Consider the following 17,636-nt stretch of genomic DNA (forward strand, 5'->3'; position numbering starts at 1 on the left):
CCAAGGCACCTTGCTCTCCTTGCAAAGGCCGAAAGTGTAACCCATGTCTCCGGAATGAACTGTCACCCATCTCTCGGGAAGGGCATCATGCCCACTGACAGCCAGTACATCCTCGAACGCATCCGCCAAGGATGCGTGGAGTTGTCCGACGACGAGTTCGTCATCGACAGGCTGGCAAAATATGTCGGCAACGGCAGGATCCGCTGGCATGTCGAATTGCGTAGGCACCGCATCGAACTGACGACCGGCCAGATCAAGAAGCAGCCGACCTTTCGCAGGAAAATCCTCGAACAGGCTGGCGTGCTGCCGCCGCAGCGTACCGGGGCCGACTACCGGCGATGGGCTCTCGATCTGAGGCGGAACGCCATCGAGCTTCCCTGGCGGGACAGGCCGGTCGATGCCGGTTTTGCCATCGACAGGCTGACCAGCCACGGCGATGGGCGCTGGACGGTGGAATACCAGGGCAAGGCGATAAAATTCACGACGACCAAACTGCGCAGGCAGCTCAGCTTCCGTAAACGCATGCTGGCCAAGGCCAAGGTGCTGCCGCCCGAACTGGCCCCAGCCGCTTATCGAAAGTGGATGGACTGGCTTATTCAAAACGCCACTGAGGCGGCACCACAGGCCGGCGAAATCTTGATGACGGAGAAAAGCTGGCTGGACGACCTGCCGGAGCTGGCCGGCTGGCAAGATGAGGCGCCGCCCGAGAATTGATTGGGTTCCAATGATGTCATACGCCGCTGGCGTCCGATCCGGTCGACGCTGTTGGGCACTTCACGCAAACAGGCTAAGATCGGTCCCGGCAGGGAGGACATTTGCAATGGCCGAACCAGAGGACAGAGATATCAGGGAATCGCGCCGCATCCTCCGGGACATCAAGCAACAGAACGGCCCGGCAGGCTTTAGTCGTCTCCCTTACGAGGACCGGTTGCTTAGCCTGAGCGAGAAATATCCTGATCAGATCGTACGGTATTGGCCAGTTGGACTTATCGTTGTCTTTGGACTCCTCGCCCTGTTGATCTATTTCGCCCAGCGCAGTGGGCATTGCCCTCGGTGCGCTTTGACGAGGTTCCTCGGCATCCCAACGCGGATCTATCCGCATTTTAACTAATGTAGACAATCTCACGGAGAACGTTCTCCCGGCTGGTGAGCAGTGTGGAATGGACTAACCTTGTGGATGAGGATGAGCTTCCGGCACCCAGCCGATCAGGCCGCTGGCGCGCAATAGCTTTGGCGGCACTCCAAATCGTCCCACCGGTCATTTCGGTGGGATGCGCCATCATGGCCGGCTATTTCACCTATGTGGCTTCAAACAACAAGCCGCCCGCGGACATGGCCGCTTTGGCCGTGTCGATCATGAAATCCGGCGATGCCTCTCCGGAACTGCGCGATTGGGCAGCGGACGTTCTGGGGATACAGACCGATATCGGAATGCCTGCCAAAATTGCCCAGCAATAATCGCCTACCCGCCTCATATTCCTCCGGCGGGAATTTGGTCGCCGCCCAAATCAGCGGCCGGCGCCGCTCATTCAAGAGATGGCCTGAGGAGGCGCCGGCCAGGCGGGCATTGGGGTACCCGCCGACGCTACATTAGCATTCACGCATAGATTTGGAATGGCGCGAACGCGGAAGGCCGGCTGCCTTCACAGCAGCATTACCGCAATTTTTCCCAAGACCAGGAACCCGCAACGGTGCAAGGGTTGGAACGCCCAGCGTTTCGGCGCGGCTTGCCTGGAGACAATCATGGCGACGTTTCTTACCGCTCTCGCATCCGAAGGTCCGCCAGCCGACCGGGCGAAAGACATGGACCTGTATGGATGGTTGATCGGCAGTTGGGACATGGAGACGCTCCACCACCGCAACGACGGCACAATTCAGAAATGGGATGGCGAGTGTCACTTTGGTTGGGTGCTCGAAGGCCGCGCCATTCAGGACATCTGGATCAGGCCCAGGCATGTATGGCACGACCTTGCGCGTCTTCGATCCCGGGATTGGTGGCTGGCACATTATCTGGAGCGATCCGCTCAACCAGGATTACTCGCGCCAGATCGGGCGGGCCGAAGGCAAGGACATCGTCCAGATGGGCGCCGACTCGCGCGGCCTGCAGGCGCGGTGGCGGTTCACCGAGATCACCGCCGACAGCTTTCACTGGATCGGCGAGGAGAGACGCGCGGAGAGCGACCCCTGGCGCGTGACCTATGAACATTTCGCCCGCCGGGCGGTTTCTGAAGCACGCCTGCGCGTTCCGCCCTCGTGCCCTTGCGCAACGCTCGATCATTTTCCCAACCGGCGCGATAACCCTCGTCCCGGTCGACGCCCCCGGCGAGAGCACGAAGGCGGTGGTCCCGCCGCCTGCCCCGCCCGCGAAAGGCAACAGCGCGCATACCGGCGTTTGAGCGAAAGACGGAAGCTTACTCCGCCGCTTTCGTAGCCTGCGATGCCCCTGATCGAGAGGAAATCCTCGAGCCTGTATCCGGCGTATTCGGCCGTTGCCGGATTGCTTTGCGCCGCCCGACCGGCAGCCTGCGCCAGCCGGGATGGTTGATGCAGACATTGTGGTGCGCATGGCGGGCGAGGTACGACCATAGATTAGCGATAGCTCAATTAACACCAAACGAGTATCTCAAAACCCGCCGGTACAAGCGCGCCCAAGAACCTTCATATGTACTGAGCGCGAACAGAGGCTAGACAAGCGAAGATTCCAATAGCATTGTTGGCACTGGGACGGGGCTCGACCGGCAAACGCAAACGATGCTTGTCGGTGGTTGGCAACTGCTAAACCGTACAGCCGTAATTGCCACGGCTGCGAGACCAAGGAGTCCCAAGGATGCCGAACCCAAGCCAAACCAGCGATCAATGGTGGGTCAACGACCAGACGCCGGACAACCCGTACGGCAAAAGCGAAGATTACGGAGCCTTCCTCACCTATCTTGGAGCGCTGGACCGGTCGATAACGCCGGCGATCGCGGCGGGAACGCTGAGGATCAATGTCTCCGAGCTCAATGACCATCCCGAATACAAGGCCGCCGCGATCGGCGCCTTGCAGATGTGGGCCAGTGTCACCCCGTTGAAGTTCGAAATCGTCGACAATGCACCATACAACAGCGCAACGGACTGGATGCAGGTTGTCAGCCCCGAACTGGGCGAAGAGGACGACGGCAGCGCCTATTCCAACGACCGCTATGTCAGCATCGGCCAGCGTTTCCACGACACCGAGGTCAACAAGACGGATATTGGCGGCTATGTCTTCGATTCCTTCATCCATGAATTCGGTCATGAGTTCGGCCTGAACCACCCCGGGCTCTACAATTACAGCGGCCCCGGCGGCGTACAGATCAATTATCTGAACAATGCGACCTGGACCTACGACCGTCAGCAATACAGCGTCATGTCCTATTTCGACGGGATCGATGTCGGTGAAACCAGCCGCTGGTCGGCGTCAACGCCGATGATGGCCGACATCGAGGCAGTCATCCGCCGCTTTTTCTCCACCGTCGACGAGAACGGCGTGCGCACCTATCAGCATATCGATCTCAACACGGGCGACAACGTCTACGGCTTCGGCAGTGCCGTGGATGGCTACCGGCTGACCTCGTCGGGCATGCAGCACGATATCGGTTTCGTCATCCATGACACCGGCGGAACCGACACGATAGACTTCTCCGGCTCGACGGCCGGCACGATCCTCGATTTGCGCGCCGGACAGTTCTCCAGCGTCAACGGCCACAGCAACAATGTGTCGATCTTTGCCGGGCACAACGCCGATGGCACCGATTATTACATCGAGAACGGCATCGGCAGCAGCTATGATGACGTCCTGATCGGCAATGACGGAGCCAACGTGCTGGATGGCCGCGGCGGCGGCGACCGCATGGCCGGCAATGGCGGCGACGACACCTACTTCGTCGATTCTCTCGACGACATCGTGCGCGAGGAAGCGAATGGCGGGAATGACACGGTCGTTCTGCTGAACCGGAACTTGAATATCCGGAAAATCGCCAACGTCGAACACATCATCTACGCCGACGAGTCGACACTCCAGCCTGGAGACGGCGGCACCGAAACCGCACCGACCATCGGCGACAACACGATGACCAGCGTCATCTTCGGCGACAATGGCAACAATACGCTCGACGGCGGCGCCGGCGACGACACGATCTTCGGTCAGGGCGGCGATGATCTCATCATCGGCGGCCGCGACTCGCTCGCCAGCCGCGACATCAACAACACCATCGATGTCGCCGACCTTCCAGACCAGACCGAGAGCGACGACGGCAATGACACGCTCTATGGCGGCCGCGGCAACGATACGATCCTCGGCGGCCAGGGCAACGACATCCTCGACGGCGGCGACGGCGACGATACGCTGAGCGGCCAGGATGGCGTCGATATATTCAGGGGCGGCGCCGGCGTCGACACGGTAGACTTCAGCAAGGAGAGCCCCTTCCAACTGCTCGTCAACCTCGAGACGAACGTGGCCAGCGGCGGAACCGCCACGGGCGACACCTTCTACAGCATCGAGAACCTGATCGGCTCCGATGACCGCATCGACCGTTTCATCGGTACGTCGGCGGCAAATCATTTCTGGGGCCGGGGCGGCGGCGACTATTTCAACGGCGGCGGCGGCAACGACATACTGGATGGCGGCAATGACGGCGACATCCTGTACGGAGAGGCCGGCAACGACACGATCATCGGCGGCGCCGGCCAGGACTATCTGGATGGCGGCGCCGGCATCGATACGGTCGTCTACGAAGGCAGCTCCGCCAGCGTGACGATCGACCTCGCCAATGGCACGGCCAATGGCGGCGATGGCGATGGCCCGGTGCAGATCGTCGGGCGCGGCACCGTTATCCGACACGACATCCTGGTCGGATTCGAAAACGCCGTCGGGTCGTTCTTCGACGACCATCTCATCGGCAACGCCCAGGCCAACAAACTTTCCGGCGGCGCCGGCAACGACACGCTGACCGGCGGTGGCGGCGCCGATATATTGAATGGCGGCGCCGGCAGCGACACGGCGGACTACGCCGACGCGGCCATCGGGCAAAACCTCAAGCTGGGTGGCGGCAAATCCGGCGGCGACACCTATATCTCGATCGAAAATCTGGCTGGCTCGGGCTTCAAGGATCACCTGACCGGCGATGGCGCGGCCAATGTGCTGACCGGCCAGGGCGGCGCCGACAAGATCGACGGCGGCGGCGGCGATGACACCCTGCTCGGCGATTTCGCCTATCAGGGCGATGCTCCGCCACGCCCGGGCATGGGCACCGGCTACGCCACGCTCGGACCGGACGCGACCAACAATTCGGTCTCGACCGCCTTCGACATCTCGAACAACTTCTCGCTGACGGCTGACCCCGACATCTTCGATTCGACGACCACCCTTCACACCACCGTCAATGCCACCGGAAACGGCCTCGGCGGATATTACAGCATCAACCTGGCGGCCGGCACGATCATCACCATCGACATCGATGGCATTGCCGACCCCAATGTCCATGACAGCATCGTCAGGGTGCTGGACAGCGATGGCAATATCGTCGCCCAGAACGACGATGGCGGCAACGACCCCGGCTCCAACAACGGCCGCGATTCGAGCACCAGCTTCATCGTTCAGGAAACCGGAACCTACTATATTGTGGAGGGCGAATGGTCGGACTCGGCTCCTGGCGATGGCTGGGTCGAATCCGTGCCGGAGGGCTCGACTTACAAGCTGAACGTGTCGGTCGAATTCCCGCCGGCACCAGCTCAGCCGGGCGTTGCGGGCGCGGATACGCTAAACGGCGGCGGCGGCAGCGACCTTTTGGATGGCGGGCTGGCTGCCGATACGCTGACCGGCGGCGCCGGCGACGACTATTTCCGCTTCTCGACAGAACTCGGGAACGGCAATATCGACTGGATCAAGGACTTCAAGGTCGCCGACGATACGATCCTGCTGGACAACCTCATCTTTGCCAGCGTTGGCGGCGACGGCGCCCTCGCTTTGGGCTCATTCTACAAGAGCGCAGCCGGCGCTGCTCATGATGCCGACGACCGCATCATCTACGACACCGACAGTGGAATATTGTCTTACGACGCCGATGGTTCCGGACAGGGAGCAGCCGTTCAGTTTGCACACCTGAACACAAATCTGGATCTTTCGGCTGCAGACTTCATCGTCATTTAACGCGTTGCCGGGGGAGGGGTGCCGTCAGGCTCCCCTCCCGCATACCCCAGCGCAGTGAAAAGGGAGAGGACGCGATGACCGACCGCCGCACAGTGTTAATGGCCGCCGGAGTTGCGGCAGTCGCCGCGGCCACCGGGGCAGCGGCAGCGCAATCGCCAGATATTCGCGCAACAGATATTCGCGGCGCCGTCACCTTTGTGGGCGGCAAGGCTATCCCGGAAGGTCATCTCGAGATCTATCTTGAGGATCCCGCCATTCAGGACAATGGGCGACGCCGCGCCGCCAAAACCAGCCTCAAGAGCGAGGGCGGCTCAAAGATCATAGAATTTTCCTTGCCCCTGCCCGCAAGCTCGACCGCTTCACCAACGCTGCAGGTCGTTGCGCGCCTGGAGCGTGCGGACGGCTGGCTGGTGGCGCGGGGCAGCGCGCAGTTCCAGGCCGGCTTGCCCGTCCATGTCACACTCAAGGCAGTTATCTATTGAAGGGACGAGATGCCATATCCTGATTGCGAGGCTGCATGCAGCTGACGCCATCGACGCCGCTTACGCTGGTCGGAATCCTGACGTCCTTTCGACGTGCGTTTTCGGGCATCGTCCTGATGAGCGGGGTCGTCAACGTGCTGACTCTGACCGGCTCGTTCTTCATGTTGCAAGTCTATGACCGCGTCGTTCCGGGTCGCAGCGTGCCGACGCTGGTCGGCCTGGCGGTGCTTGCGGGAACATTGTTCGTGTTTCAGGGCGTGCTGGAGTTGATCCGCTCTCGCCTCATGGTTCGGCTGGGACAGGGGCTGGACGCAAAGCTGAGCCCGTCGGTCTATTCGGCGCTGATGCGCCTGCCGCTGCGCGCCAAGCCTTCCGGCGACGGGCTGCAACCCCTACGGGATCTCGATCAGGTCCGCTCCTTTATCGGCAGTGCCGGACCGACCGCTTTGTTCGACCTGCCATGGATGCCGCTCTATATCGGCATCTGTTTCATTTTTCATTTCTGGATCGGCGTTACCGCGCTTGCCGGCGCCGTTGTCCTGTTTGCACTGACGCTTCTGGCCGAATTCCGGACCCGCGGCCCGACAAGGATCGCCGGGCAGCACGCGGCCGTCCGCAGCACGTTGGCCGAGGCGACAAGGCGCAATGCCGAAGCCATGCAGGCCATGGGTTTTGGCGGGCGTATCGCCGAGCGGTGGTCTGCCGTCAATGCCGAGTACCTGAACGCCCATGCGGCAGCCAGCGATGTCGCGGGAACGCTTGGCACGATTTCCAAGATCCTGCGATTGATGTTGCAGTCGGCAATGCTGGCGATCGGCGCTTATCTGGTCATCAAGCAAGAGGCGACCGGCGGCATCATGATCGCAAGCTCGATCATGATGGGCAGGGCGCTGGCTCCGATCGAACTGGCGATAGCGCATTGGAAGGGTTTCATTTCAGCGCGGCAAAGCTGGGCACGCCTGAAGCAGCTGTTGTCCGCGCTGCCGGAAGGCGCAACCGGCGTGACCCTGCCCGCGCCTGTCAGCGCCCTGGCGGTCGAGAATGTCAGTGTCGCGCCGCCGGGCGAACGCACGCCGGTGGTGTGGGATGCAAGTTTTTCACTGGCCAAGGGAGCAGGCCTGGGGGTCATCGGCCCGAGTGCTTCCGGCAAATCATCGCTGGTGCGTACGCTTGCAGGTGTCTGGCTGCCGGCGCGCGGCGCCGTGCGGCTGGACGGAGCGACGCTTGACCAGTGGCCGGCCGACGAGTTGGGCAAACATATCGGCTACCTGCCGCAGGATGTGCAGTTGTTCGACGGCACGATTGCGCAGAACATCGCCCGCTTCGACCCGGATGCGTCATCCGACATGGTGCTTGCGGCAGCCAAGGCCGCCGGCGTGCATGATCTCGTCGTGCATCTGGCCGACGGTTACGACACGAAGGTTGGCGAAGCCGGCGCCTCGCTGTCGGCGGGGCAACGGCAGCGTGTCGCCCTTGCCCGCTCTCTCTATGGCGATCCGTTCATGGTCATCCTGGACGAGCCGAATTCCAATCTCGACTCGGAGGGTGAAGTGGCCTTGTCCGCAGCGATCCAGGGCATCAGGGACCGCGGCGGCATCGTTATCGTCGTCGCGCACCGGTCCAGTGTGCTGGCCAACGTCGACACCGTGCTGGTGATGGCCAATGGCCATGTGCAGGCCTTCGGTCCGAAGGACGAGGTGCTGAACAAGGTCTTCCGATCGGCGGCACCGCTCAAGGTCGTTGCCGCCACGGAAAGAGGCGTTCCTGCATGAACGAGGACAGAAGCGCTTTGCATCATCGACAGGTCCGCCGCTATCTCGTGGCTGGCGTTGCTACCTGTCTGCTGCTTGTCGGAGGTGTTGGCGGCCTGGCGGCGGTGACCAAGATGTCGGGTGCGGTGATCGCAGCTGGCCGGCTGGTGGTCGATTCCAATGTAAAGAAGGTTCAGCATCCGACGGGCGGCGTGGTCGGCGAGATCAGGGTGCGTGAAGGCGACCGGGTAAAGGCGGGCGATATTCTGGTGCGGCTGGACGAGACGACAACGCGCGCCAATCTGGCGATCGTCTCAAAAGGCCTGGATGAGTTTTATGCACGGTTGGCGCGCCTGGAGGCGGAGCGTGACGGCAAGGACACGATCAGCTTTCCGGACGTTTTGACATCGCGGCGCGACGAAGCCGGTGTCGCCGCATCGATGGCCGGAGAACAATCGCTGTTCGATTTCCGGCACCAGGCGCGGTCTGGCCAGCGATCGCAATTGCGCGAACGGATCGCGCAGTTGACGCAGGAGAGTGCCGGCCTGACCGAGCAGTTGCAGGCGAAACGCCGCGAGATCGAGCTGATCCAGATCGAGCTGGAAGGCGTGCGGTCGCTCTGGCATCGCAAGCTGATAGGAATCGACCGCATGACGTCGCTGGAACGGGACGCGGTGCGGCTCGAAGGCGAGCATGGCCAGTTGACCGCGGGAATTGCCCAGGTGAAAGGCAAGGCGTCCGAGATCGAACTGCAGATCATCCAGATCGACCAGGATCTTCGCAGCGAGGTCGCGACCGATTTACGCGATACCCAGGGAAAGATCTCCGAGTTCGTCGAACGCAAGGTAGCGGCCGAGGACCAGTTGAAGCGCATCGATCTGCGCAGCCCGCAGGATGGCGTGGTGCTGCAGTTGGCGGTGCATACGATCGGCGGGGTCATTATCCCCGGCGAACAGGTGATGCAGATCGTACCGGTGACGGACGACCTGACCGTTGAAGCGCATATCGCACCGCAGGATATCGACCAGGTGACGATGGGCCAGAATGCGATTTTGCGCCTGTCGGCGTTCAATCGGCAAACCACGCCGGAGCTGACCGGGACGCTGTCGCGGATCTCGGCCGATCTCACCATCGAAGAGCGCACCGGAGCAGCCTTCTATGTGGCGCGGGTGACGCTGCCCAAAACCGAGGTCGCCAAGCTGCGCGGGCTGGCGCTGGCGCCAGGCATGCCGGCCGAAGTGTTCTTCCCGACGGGCGACCGGACGATGCTTTCCTATCTGGTGAAGCCGCTGTCGGATCAGATCCAGAAAGCTTTCCGGGAAGAGTGAAGCCGCACGTTTGAGAGCTGAAGCCTTGGGACCGGCTGGTTGCCGGTCCCCAAGGGGCAGCCCCTACTCCGCTGCCTTATACCCCGCGATGCCCTTGATCTCGAGGAAATCCTCCAGCCCGTATTCGGCGTATTCGCGGCCGTTGCCGGATTGCTTGTAGCCGCCGAATGGCAGGCCGGCGTCCCATTGCGGATAGTTGATGTAGACATTGCCGGTGCGCATGCGGGCGGCGACTTCGCGGGCCTTCTCGATATCCTTGGCCTGGATGTAGGACGCCAGCCCATAGACAGTGTCGTTGGCGGTGCCGATCGCCTCTTCCACGGTGTCGTAAGGCATGATCGCCAGCACCGGCCCGAAGATTTCCTCGCGCGCGATGCGCATATCTGATGTGACGTCGGCGAACACGGTGGGGCGGACATAGTAGCCGCGGTTGAGCTCGGCCGGACGCCCCGGTCCACCCGCGACCAGCGTGGCGCCTTCATCTATGCCGGCCTGGATCAGGTCCTGGATCTTGTCGAACTGGATCTGGCTGACCACCGGGCCGAGCTTAGTGCCGGCCGCATCGGCCGGGCCGACGGTCAATTTTTCGGCCGCCGTCTTGGCGTAGCCGGTCGCCTCGTCATGGCGGTCGCGCGGCACGAACATGCGGGTCGGCGCGTTGCAGGACTGGCCCGAGTTGCTGAAGCAGCCGGCGACGCCCTTGCTTACGGCCTTTTCGAGATCGACATCGGGAAACAGGATGTTGGCCGACTTGCCGCCGAGTTCCTGATGCACGCGCTTGACCGTGTCGGCGGCCGCCTTGGCGACCAGGATGCCGGCGCGGGTCGACCCGGTGAACGACATCATGTCGACATCGGGATGGCTGGACAGCGCCTGGCCGACGCCCGGGCCGTCGCCGTTGACGAGGTTGAAGACGCCCTTGGGAACGCCTGCCTCGTCGATGATTTCGGCAAAGATGATGGCGTCGAGCGGGGCGATTTCCGAGGGCTTCAGAACCATGGTGCAGCCGGCGGCAAGGGCGGGACCGACCTTGCAGGTGATCTGGTTCAGCGGCCAGTTCCACGGCGTGATCAGGCCGACGACCCCGATCGGCTCCTTGACGATCAGCGACGAGCCCTTGACGTGGCGGAATTCGAACGACTTCAGCACCTCGGCCATCTTCCGCAGATGTGCCAGGCCAATGCCGACCTGGCTGTCGAGTGCCATCTGGCGCGGCGCGCCCATCTCGCGCGATACGGCCAGCGCCAGATCGGCGCTGCGCTTCTTGTAGACCTCGATTATGCGGTTGAGGATATCGAGGCGCTCCTCGACCGAAGTGAAGCCGAATGTCTCGAAGGCGCGCTTGGCGGCCGCAACCGCCTTGTCAACATCGGCCTTTGAGCCGAGCGAAATCTGCGCGAAAGCATCTTCGTTTGACGGGTCGATGACGTCGAGTGTGCTGGGCACGACAGGATCGACCCACACGCCGTCGATATAGAACTGCAGATTGTGTGACACGGGCTTCTCCTCGGGGGATTCTGAATTGATGGGGGCGATCGCCAGATCGTCGTATCGGTTCAGGGATAACGATGGGGCAAGAGCGATGTCAAACGCAAGGGCGGGCGATTGAGCCTACGGCTACAGAAGCGTGTGCCCCGCCGCGACCAGAAGCCCCCTTGCCGCGGCTTCATCCTTGGCTTTGACGAGCAGATGGTCACCATCGAAGGTGGATACCAGAAAAATGCCGAGTTCGCTTTCCGACAATGGCTTTATCACCGACAGGACGATGCCGGTTTCGTCGAAGGCAAAGGGACCTTGGAGTTTCAGGGCGACCCAGTCCCTGTCATGCTTCACCCCGTCCGGCACCCGATCCTGCAGGCAGACGACCGAAAGCTCGTCCTCTGTCCTGGTGATGCTGACGAAGCCCGGCCCGTCCGCCCAGCCGGGAATGCTGTCTTTTGCTTCGAGGCGCGAAACCGCATACCGCCCCGTGAGCGGCTTCAACCGGACCCTGACTGCCATCCGATCCTCCCTGTTATCGGCCATCACCCAGTTTCTTGCTCATATAGACCGTCATGCCGTTCATGAACGGCTCCTCCCGGTCGATCGTATAGCCATGCCGTTTGTACAACAACACATTGGCCATGAAGGCGCCGTTGGTCAGCAGGCGCAGCTCGAAGCAGCTGGCCTCCAGCGCCTTCTGCTCCGCCCGTTCCAGCAACAGCCGGCCGATGCCCCTGCCCTGCGCCTGTGGCGCGACGCAGACATTCTCGATCCAGAGATGATCGTCGGCCAGGATGGTCTCGATCATGCCGACGATGCGGCCATTTTCGATGGCGAGATCGAACGGATGTTCGGCGACCGCCTTGTCATAGTCGGCGCGCATCGGCAGCGGCTCGCGGCCGATCAGAGGCACCCATTTGGCATAGGCGGCACGCACAATGTCCCTGATGGCGGCAGCGTCCGCCGGTTGGGCCGGCCGAAACAGGATGGAAGAATTGGACATGGCAAAGGCTCCAGACATGAAAACCCCGCCGGCAGACATCGCGGGCGGGGCTGGAACGAACGAACCGGAATTTTATTGGGCCGGTCCTTTTCGTCGCGCAAACAGCTTGCCGCGCTGCGTGGTGCAGGAACGGCGTCGCTTGGCGATGGCGAACGAGAAAACGAACATGACGCCACGCTGGAGCAGGAAGCGCGGCGCTGTCAAGATTTTGGCGTTGGCCCAGCCTCCGAGTTGACCCGCGCGGCTAGAGCGGGCGGCGCCGGCAAGGCCATAAGTGTACTGCCAGGCAACGCCAGTTTTCACCTTGCGCGGTGGTTGCTCGCCTAAACTGCTGCGCCGTCGAGTAGGGCTCTCGTACGCGTACAAAAAAACAGCAACAGCTAATATTGTTGGACATTCAACCTACCATTGGTTCAAATTTCTATTTGATCTAATCTTGGCATCATAATATAAGCGGAGAAGCACTGGACGGGCTGACGGGGGGGGCGCCATGCATCGAGGGCTGGCAAAGCGTACAATCTCACGTTTGTTAGGCGCGATGACGGTCGTCTACGCGCTCGCGGGCACGACGTCAGCGCTCGGGCAGTCTTGTAGTCCCACACAGACAGCTCATGCTTTTAGCTTTACTGGCGGCGACCAGTCCATCTCGGTTCCTGGCAACACCCATTCCGCCACAGTATATCTCAAGGGAGCGCAAGGCGGGGTTGGCAAGAGCGGCGCCGGCACCATCGGGGGCAGCCCATTGAGCCCAGGCGGCGCCGGCGGGCTCGGCGGCCAGGTGAGCGGTTCCTTGACTGTCGCGCCGGGTGACATCCTTTCTGTCGGCGTTGGCGGCCGTGGCTCGCTCGCGGTCAATCCCGGTGGCGCGAGCGGTACTCCCGACGGCGGTAATGGTGGCGGGGCGACCGACCTGCGGCTGGGCGGAACCCGCCTGGCAATTGCTGGCGGCGGTGGCGGCGGTGGCAACGGGGGCTGGCACACTACAAATTCGATAGCTGGTGGCGCCGGTGGCAAGAGCGGGGGATCCGGCTCGGCAGGAACCGATGTTTCGGGCGGCCTTGGCCCCTTTGGCGGTGAAGGTGGCACTGTAGGTGCCGGTGGCGCGATCGGCGCTGGGTGCGATAGTTTTCCTGGCACGGCCGGTCAGACAAATGGCCAAGGCGGAACTGCACGAAATTTCTCAGGGTCTTTCCTGGGTGCCGGATATGCTGGTGGCGGCGGTGGCGGGGCTACTGTCGGCGGCGGTGGTGGCGGCGCAGGCGTCGGCACGACCTCGTGCCAGCAGAACTGGAACGGCGCCGGCGGCGGCGGCGGCGGCGGATCATCGGATGCCGGCTCGCTGCAATCGGTTGCGGTGGCGGAAGGCGTCAATTCAGGCGATGGGTCCGCATTGATCTGTTTTGATGAGCCGCTCTATGTGATCAGCGGCACGGCGAGCGGTCAGACCGGGACGGTGAGTTTGAAATTGACATCAAGCTCGCCGGCAGGGACGCAAACCAGGGACGTGAATGTCGGCGATACCACCTTTGCCTTTGCGGATGGCCTGCTGACCGGCTCCAACTGGAGCGTTGAGGTTACTGCCAAGCCGGCCGACCAGACATGCACGGTCACGACGGCCTCGGGCACGGTGGCGGGAGCCGACGTGACCAATCTTGTCCTGTCCTGCACCACGGTGACGGTGGAGTTTTCGCCGGCAACATTGCCGAATGCACATATTGGCACGCCGTACAGCCAGACCATCACCGCAAGCAGCCCCAATGGCGGCGCCGCACCCTACACCTTCACCGTGGTTTCCGGCTCGGTGCCTCCCGGCCTCGCACTCTCGCCTGGGGGTACACTGGCTGGCACACCCACTGTCGCGGCCAATTACGATTTTACGGTGCGGGCCACGGACAGCAACGGCTTTACCGGCCAACGTGACTACACTGTGGTCGTCGAGATCCACTTGCCGTCGGCACAGGACCACACGCTGGACGTGATGGCCGGAACGACCGGGTCCCTCGACCTGACGCAAGGGGCTACGAATGGGCCGTTTACCAGCGCCACGATTGCCTCGCCGCCGCCGAGCGAAGCGGGCACGGCTTCCATTGTGCCCGATGGCGGCGCTTATATCCTGCAGTTTGCCGCGGCAGCCACCTTTGCCGGCACAACCAGCCTGACCTACACGCTCTCGAATGCCGACGGAACGTCACCTCCGGCAACCGTGACCATCAACGTCACGGCACGGCCCGACCCCTCCCGCGATCCGGAAGTGATCGGCCTGATTCGGGCACAGGTGGAGGCGGCAAAGCACTTCGCCGACATTCAGATCCAGGGATTTGGACAGAGGCTGGAACAGCTCCACAATGAGGGCGACCAGCGCCACAATTCGATAGGCCTCAGCGTTGCCGTCCAGCAATCGTCGGACAATCCCGACGCATACGCTCAGCAGCAGAATGCGGCGAACGATCCGGCGCTCGCCGCAATCGCCACGGCATCGTCGCAGTCCACTTACGGAGCGCCCAATCCGGAGCGCATTCAGCCCAACGCCAACGCAAAGCAGGACAGGACTTCGACCGGCGCGTCGCCGATCAAGACCGGACAGTCTTCAACTGGCACGGACGTGGACACCCAGACGTCGTCACTGCCGGCCGAGAACCCATTTGGCGAACTGGCCTTCTGGAGCGGCGGCTACGTCAATTTCGGCACCGATGACGATGGAGCCATCAAGCTCGACCATACGCTGGTCGGCGTGAGCGTCGGTGCCGACTACCGCTTTTCCCCGACCTTCACCGCCGGTCTCGGGTTTGGCTATGGCCATGACGTCACCGACGTCGGGAGCAACGGCACCGAAAGCCGCGCCCATGCCATCTCGGTCGCCGCCTATAGCAGCTACCGCCCGGCGCCAGATTTTTTTGTCGATGGCCTTGCCGGCTATGGCGCCCTCAATTTCGACAGTGAGCGCTATGTGACCGATACCGGCGATTTCGCGTCTGGAACGCGCGACGGAAGCCAGGTCTTCGGGTCGCTGACGGCGGGCTACGAATTTCGCCGGCCGGACTCTCTGATATCACCCTATGGACGTCTGTCGGGGTCCCACTCCACGCTTGACGGCTTCACCGAGACGGGTGGCGACATCTATAATCTGACCTTCGGCAAGCAGACCGTCGACACGCTGTCGGGCACCCTTGGCCTGCGCATCGAGAACAACATTCCTACCAGCTGGGGGTCTGCTCACACCGCGCGCGCGCTTTGAGTATACGCACGACTTTGCCGGCTCCAGCCGCGTCAGCCTCGGCTATGCCGATATCGGCACCACGCCCTACGCGCTGAACGCAGATGCCTTTTCCAACGACTATTTGTCAATCGGGCTCGGCGTCGATGCGCAAATCGGCGGTATTGCCTTCGGGCTGAACTACAGCACCGCGGTCGGCAGCAACGGCGACAGCCAGGACCATACGATCGCCGCGCGAATTGGGATGAAATACTAGGGCATGATCCCAAAAAGTGGGGTTAGATCGTGAGGGAATTCATCATGATCTAGGGCGGCTCCAGGTTTCGCCCGGCCGCTCTTTCTCATTCTGACCTCGGCCGCCCTAAACGTTCACAAAAATCGATCATTCCAACAAGAACAATTCGTTGGAAAGATCGATTCTGGAATGACATTCTCCTGAGGTACTTGCCTGGAGAATTGCATTGTCTTCCGCCGCCCAGCTAGCGAACGATATTCCGATCAGCATGATTTCCGCCGACCTGGCCGTGGGCCGGAAGCGGCTCGATTCCATGTGGAATGGCGTCATCCCCGGGACCGTGCTGGTGGCGATGATCACGGGGGTGGCCTTCTCGGCCCATAATGTCTCCGGCTTCGCGCTGTTCAGCCCGATGATCCTCGCCGTCGTCGCCGGCATGATCTATTCCAACGTGCTCGGCACCCCCGCCCACGCCAAGGCCGGCATTGCCTTCTCGCAGAAGCGCCTGCTGCGCTTTGCCGTCGTGCTGCTCGGCTTCCAGCTGACGCTTGGCCAGGTCGCCTCCATCGGCGCGGGCGGCGTCGGCATCGTGGCAGCCACCCTTGGCGCCACCTTCGTCTTCACCATCACGCTTGGCCGGCTGCTCGGCGTCGACGCCAAGCTGGCGCAACTGATTGCCGCAGGCACCTCGATCTGCGGCGCTTCGGCGATCGTTGCCACCAACATCGTCACCGATGCGCGCGACGAGGACGTCACTTATGCCGTCGCCTCGATAACGCTGTTCGGCACCGTCGCCATGCTCGGCTTTCCGCTGCTGGCGCCGGTGCTCGGCCTCGACCAGCACGCATTCGGCCTGTGGGCCGGCGCCTCGATCCACGAGGTGGCGCAGGTCATCGGCGCCGGCTTCCAGAACGGCGCCCAGTCCGGCGAAATCGCCACCGTCGCCAAGCTGACCCGCGTCGCCATGCTGGCGCCGATGGTGATCGCGCTCGGCCTGATGACGCGCCGCAAGAGCAATGGCGATCGCCCAAGCAGCCAATCCGGTGCGCGGCCGCCGATACCGTGGTTCGTCGCCGCTTTCGTCGCCGTCGTGGCGCTGAACAGCCTGGTTGCCGTGCCGGCCGAAGTGAAGTCGGCCATGGCGTTCGCCACCACCATCATGCTGACCATGGGGCTCGCCGCCATGGGTCTGCAGGCCAACATTTCGCAGCTGCGCTCGCGCGGCCTTCGCCCGCTGGCGCTCGCCTCCTGCGCCTTCCTGTTCATCGGCTGCTTCAGCCTGATGCTGGTGAAGTTCGCTTAGTCCTCGAACGAACTCGCCGCGACATAGATCGCGGCAAGCGCCTCGATGCCGGCCTGGTCGTCCTTGTCGAAGCGGCCGGGCGTCGGGCTGTCGAGGTCGATCAGGCCGAAGACGCCGTCACTGTCCCTCAGCAGCACGACGAGTTCCGAGCGCGAGTCGGCGTCGCAGGCGATGTGGCCGGCAAACTCGTGCACATCCTTGACCAGCATCGACATTTCGAGATCGATCGCGGTGCCGCACACGCCCTTGCCGACGGCGATGCGCACGCAGGCCGGCTTGCCCTGGAACGGTCCAAGCACCAGCTCCTCGTCGGACGCCAGGAAATAGAAGCCGGCCCAGTTGAGATCGGGCACCATCTGGAAGATCAGCGCCGATGTGTTGGCGGCGTTGGCGACGGAGTCGCTCTCGCCTTCCAGCAGCGCCTTCAACTGGGTGGCCAGTTCGCGGTAGAAGGCCGGCTTGTCGGTGCTGTCGATGGTCTGGGCCGCAAACATGGCGTCGTCTCCATTGCCGGCGGGCCAAAAAGCCCGCTACATTTCCTGTCTGCCACCAATGACGCTCCCAGGAAATACACAATTGTGAATACCGACCGTGCCAGCCAAACACACGACCGGGCGCAACCCGCAGCGAGCGAAGGTCCCCTCACCTTCGCCGTGCTGGTCTTTCCCG

General features: G+C 62.5%; 15 protein-coding genes. 11 read left to right on the plus strand and 4 right to left on the minus strand.

The window, feature by feature from the left end; translation table 11 throughout:
- Positions 1–87 precede the first annotated feature (87 nt).
- The 7 genes from NKJ64_RS27555 (at position 88) to NKJ64_RS27585 (ending at position 9,730) form a co-directional block, all read left to right on the plus strand.
- A complete protein-coding gene (locus NKJ64_RS27555; protein ID WP_031196791.1) occupies positions 88–714 on the plus strand; it encodes a hypothetical protein in 627 nt (208 codons plus the stop codon).
- Positions 715–1,281: 567 nt separating this feature from the next.
- Positions 1,282–1,458, plus strand: a complete 177-nt coding sequence (locus tag NKJ64_RS27560; protein ID WP_023826091.1) for a hypothetical protein — start codon at positions 1,282–1,284, stop codon at positions 1,456–1,458.
- A gap of 496 nt (positions 1,459–1,954) precedes the next feature.
- On the plus strand, positions 1,955–2,431 hold the full coding sequence (locus NKJ64_RS27565) for a hypothetical protein (protein WP_352463635.1): 477 nt from the start codon (positions 1,955–1,957) through the stop codon (positions 2,429–2,431).
- A gap of 396 nt (positions 2,432–2,827) precedes the next feature.
- A complete protein-coding gene (locus NKJ64_RS27570) occupies positions 2,828–6,169 on the plus strand; it encodes a M10 family metallopeptidase C-terminal domain-containing protein (RefSeq protein WP_352463636.1) in 3,342 nt (1,113 codons plus the stop codon).
- 74 nt (positions 6,170–6,243) lie between these two features.
- The gene (locus NKJ64_RS27575; RefSeq protein ID WP_352463637.1) at positions 6,244–6,651 is read left to right on the plus strand and encodes a hypothetical protein; all 408 of its coding nucleotides are present in this window, start codon (positions 6,244–6,246) and stop codon (positions 6,649–6,651) included.
- 35 nt (positions 6,652–6,686) lie between these two features.
- Positions 6,687–8,423 carry a type I secretion system permease/ATPase gene (locus NKJ64_RS27580; RefSeq protein ID WP_352463638.1) on the plus strand — a complete coding sequence of 579 codons (1,737 nt, stop codon included), beginning with the start codon at positions 6,687–6,689 and terminating at the stop codon, positions 8,421–8,423.
- Positions 8,420–9,730 (plus strand): HlyD family type I secretion periplasmic adaptor subunit, encoded by a 1,311-nt coding sequence (locus tag NKJ64_RS27585; RefSeq protein ID WP_352463639.1) that lies wholly within the window; start codon positions 8,420–8,422, stop codon positions 9,728–9,730. Before NKJ64_RS27580 ends, NKJ64_RS27585 begins: the two co-directional genes overlap by 4 nt.
- A 63-nt stretch (positions 9,731–9,793) precedes the next feature.
- Here NKJ64_RS27585 and NKJ64_RS27590 read toward each other — a convergent pair whose 3' ends face one another.
- The 3 genes from NKJ64_RS27590 to NKJ64_RS27600 all read right to left on the minus strand — a co-directional run bounded on the left by NKJ64_RS27590 (position 9,794) and on the right by NKJ64_RS27600 (position 12,215).
- Positions 9,794–11,227, minus strand: coding sequence for an aldehyde dehydrogenase family protein (locus tag NKJ64_RS27590; protein WP_352463640.1), 1,434 nt, complete (start codon positions 11,225–11,227; stop codon positions 9,794–9,796).
- Positions 11,228–11,347: 120 nt separating this feature from the next.
- Positions 11,348–11,731, minus strand: coding sequence for an ACT domain-containing protein (locus tag NKJ64_RS27595; protein ID WP_023705798.1), 384 nt, complete (start codon positions 11,729–11,731; stop codon positions 11,348–11,350).
- Between the two features lie 13 nt (positions 11,732–11,744).
- On the minus strand, positions 11,745–12,215 hold the full coding sequence (locus tag NKJ64_RS27600) for a GNAT family N-acetyltransferase (protein ID WP_023705797.1): 471 nt from the start codon (positions 12,213–12,215) through the stop codon (positions 11,745–11,747).
- Here NKJ64_RS27600 and NKJ64_RS27605 point away from each other — a divergent pair.
- The 4 genes from NKJ64_RS27605 to NKJ64_RS27620 all read left to right on the plus strand — a co-directional run bounded on the left by NKJ64_RS27605 (position 12,214) and on the right by NKJ64_RS27620 (position 16,967).
- The gene (locus NKJ64_RS27605; RefSeq protein WP_155923299.1) at positions 12,214–12,450 is read left to right on the plus strand and encodes a hypothetical protein; all 237 of its coding nucleotides are present in this window, start codon (positions 12,214–12,216) and stop codon (positions 12,448–12,450) included. The genes NKJ64_RS27600 and NKJ64_RS27605 overlap by 2 nt on opposite strands.
- A gap of 507 nt (positions 12,451–12,957) precedes the next feature.
- Positions 12,958–15,450 (plus strand): autotransporter domain-containing protein, encoded by a 2,493-nt coding sequence (locus NKJ64_RS27610; RefSeq protein ID WP_352463641.1) that lies wholly within the window; start codon positions 12,958–12,960, stop codon positions 15,448–15,450.
- The gene (locus NKJ64_RS27615) at positions 15,383–15,685 is read left to right on the plus strand and encodes an autotransporter outer membrane beta-barrel domain-containing protein (RefSeq protein ID WP_352463642.1); all 303 of its coding nucleotides are present in this window, start codon (positions 15,383–15,385) and stop codon (positions 15,683–15,685) included. Before NKJ64_RS27610 ends, NKJ64_RS27615 begins: the two co-directional genes overlap by 68 nt.
- Before the next feature lie 247 nt (positions 15,686–15,932).
- Positions 15,933–16,967, plus strand: coding sequence for a YeiH family protein (locus NKJ64_RS27620; protein WP_502902892.1), 1,035 nt, complete (start codon positions 15,933–15,935; stop codon positions 16,965–16,967).
- Here NKJ64_RS27620 and msrC read toward each other — a convergent pair.
- Positions 16,964–17,461: a free L-methionine (R)-S-oxide reductase MsrC gene (msrC, locus tag NKJ64_RS27625; protein ID WP_023730524.1), complete on the minus strand. Its 498-nt coding sequence runs from the start codon at positions 17,459–17,461 to the stop codon at positions 16,964–16,966. The two genes, NKJ64_RS27620 and msrC, sit on opposite strands and share 4 nt — an antisense overlap.
- Positions 17,462–17,636: the final 175 nt, after the last annotated feature.

This window comes from Mesorhizobium sp. M0062, assembly GCF_040323125.1.
Taxonomy (GTDB): domain Bacteria; phylum Pseudomonadota; class Alphaproteobacteria; order Rhizobiales; family Rhizobiaceae; genus Mesorhizobium.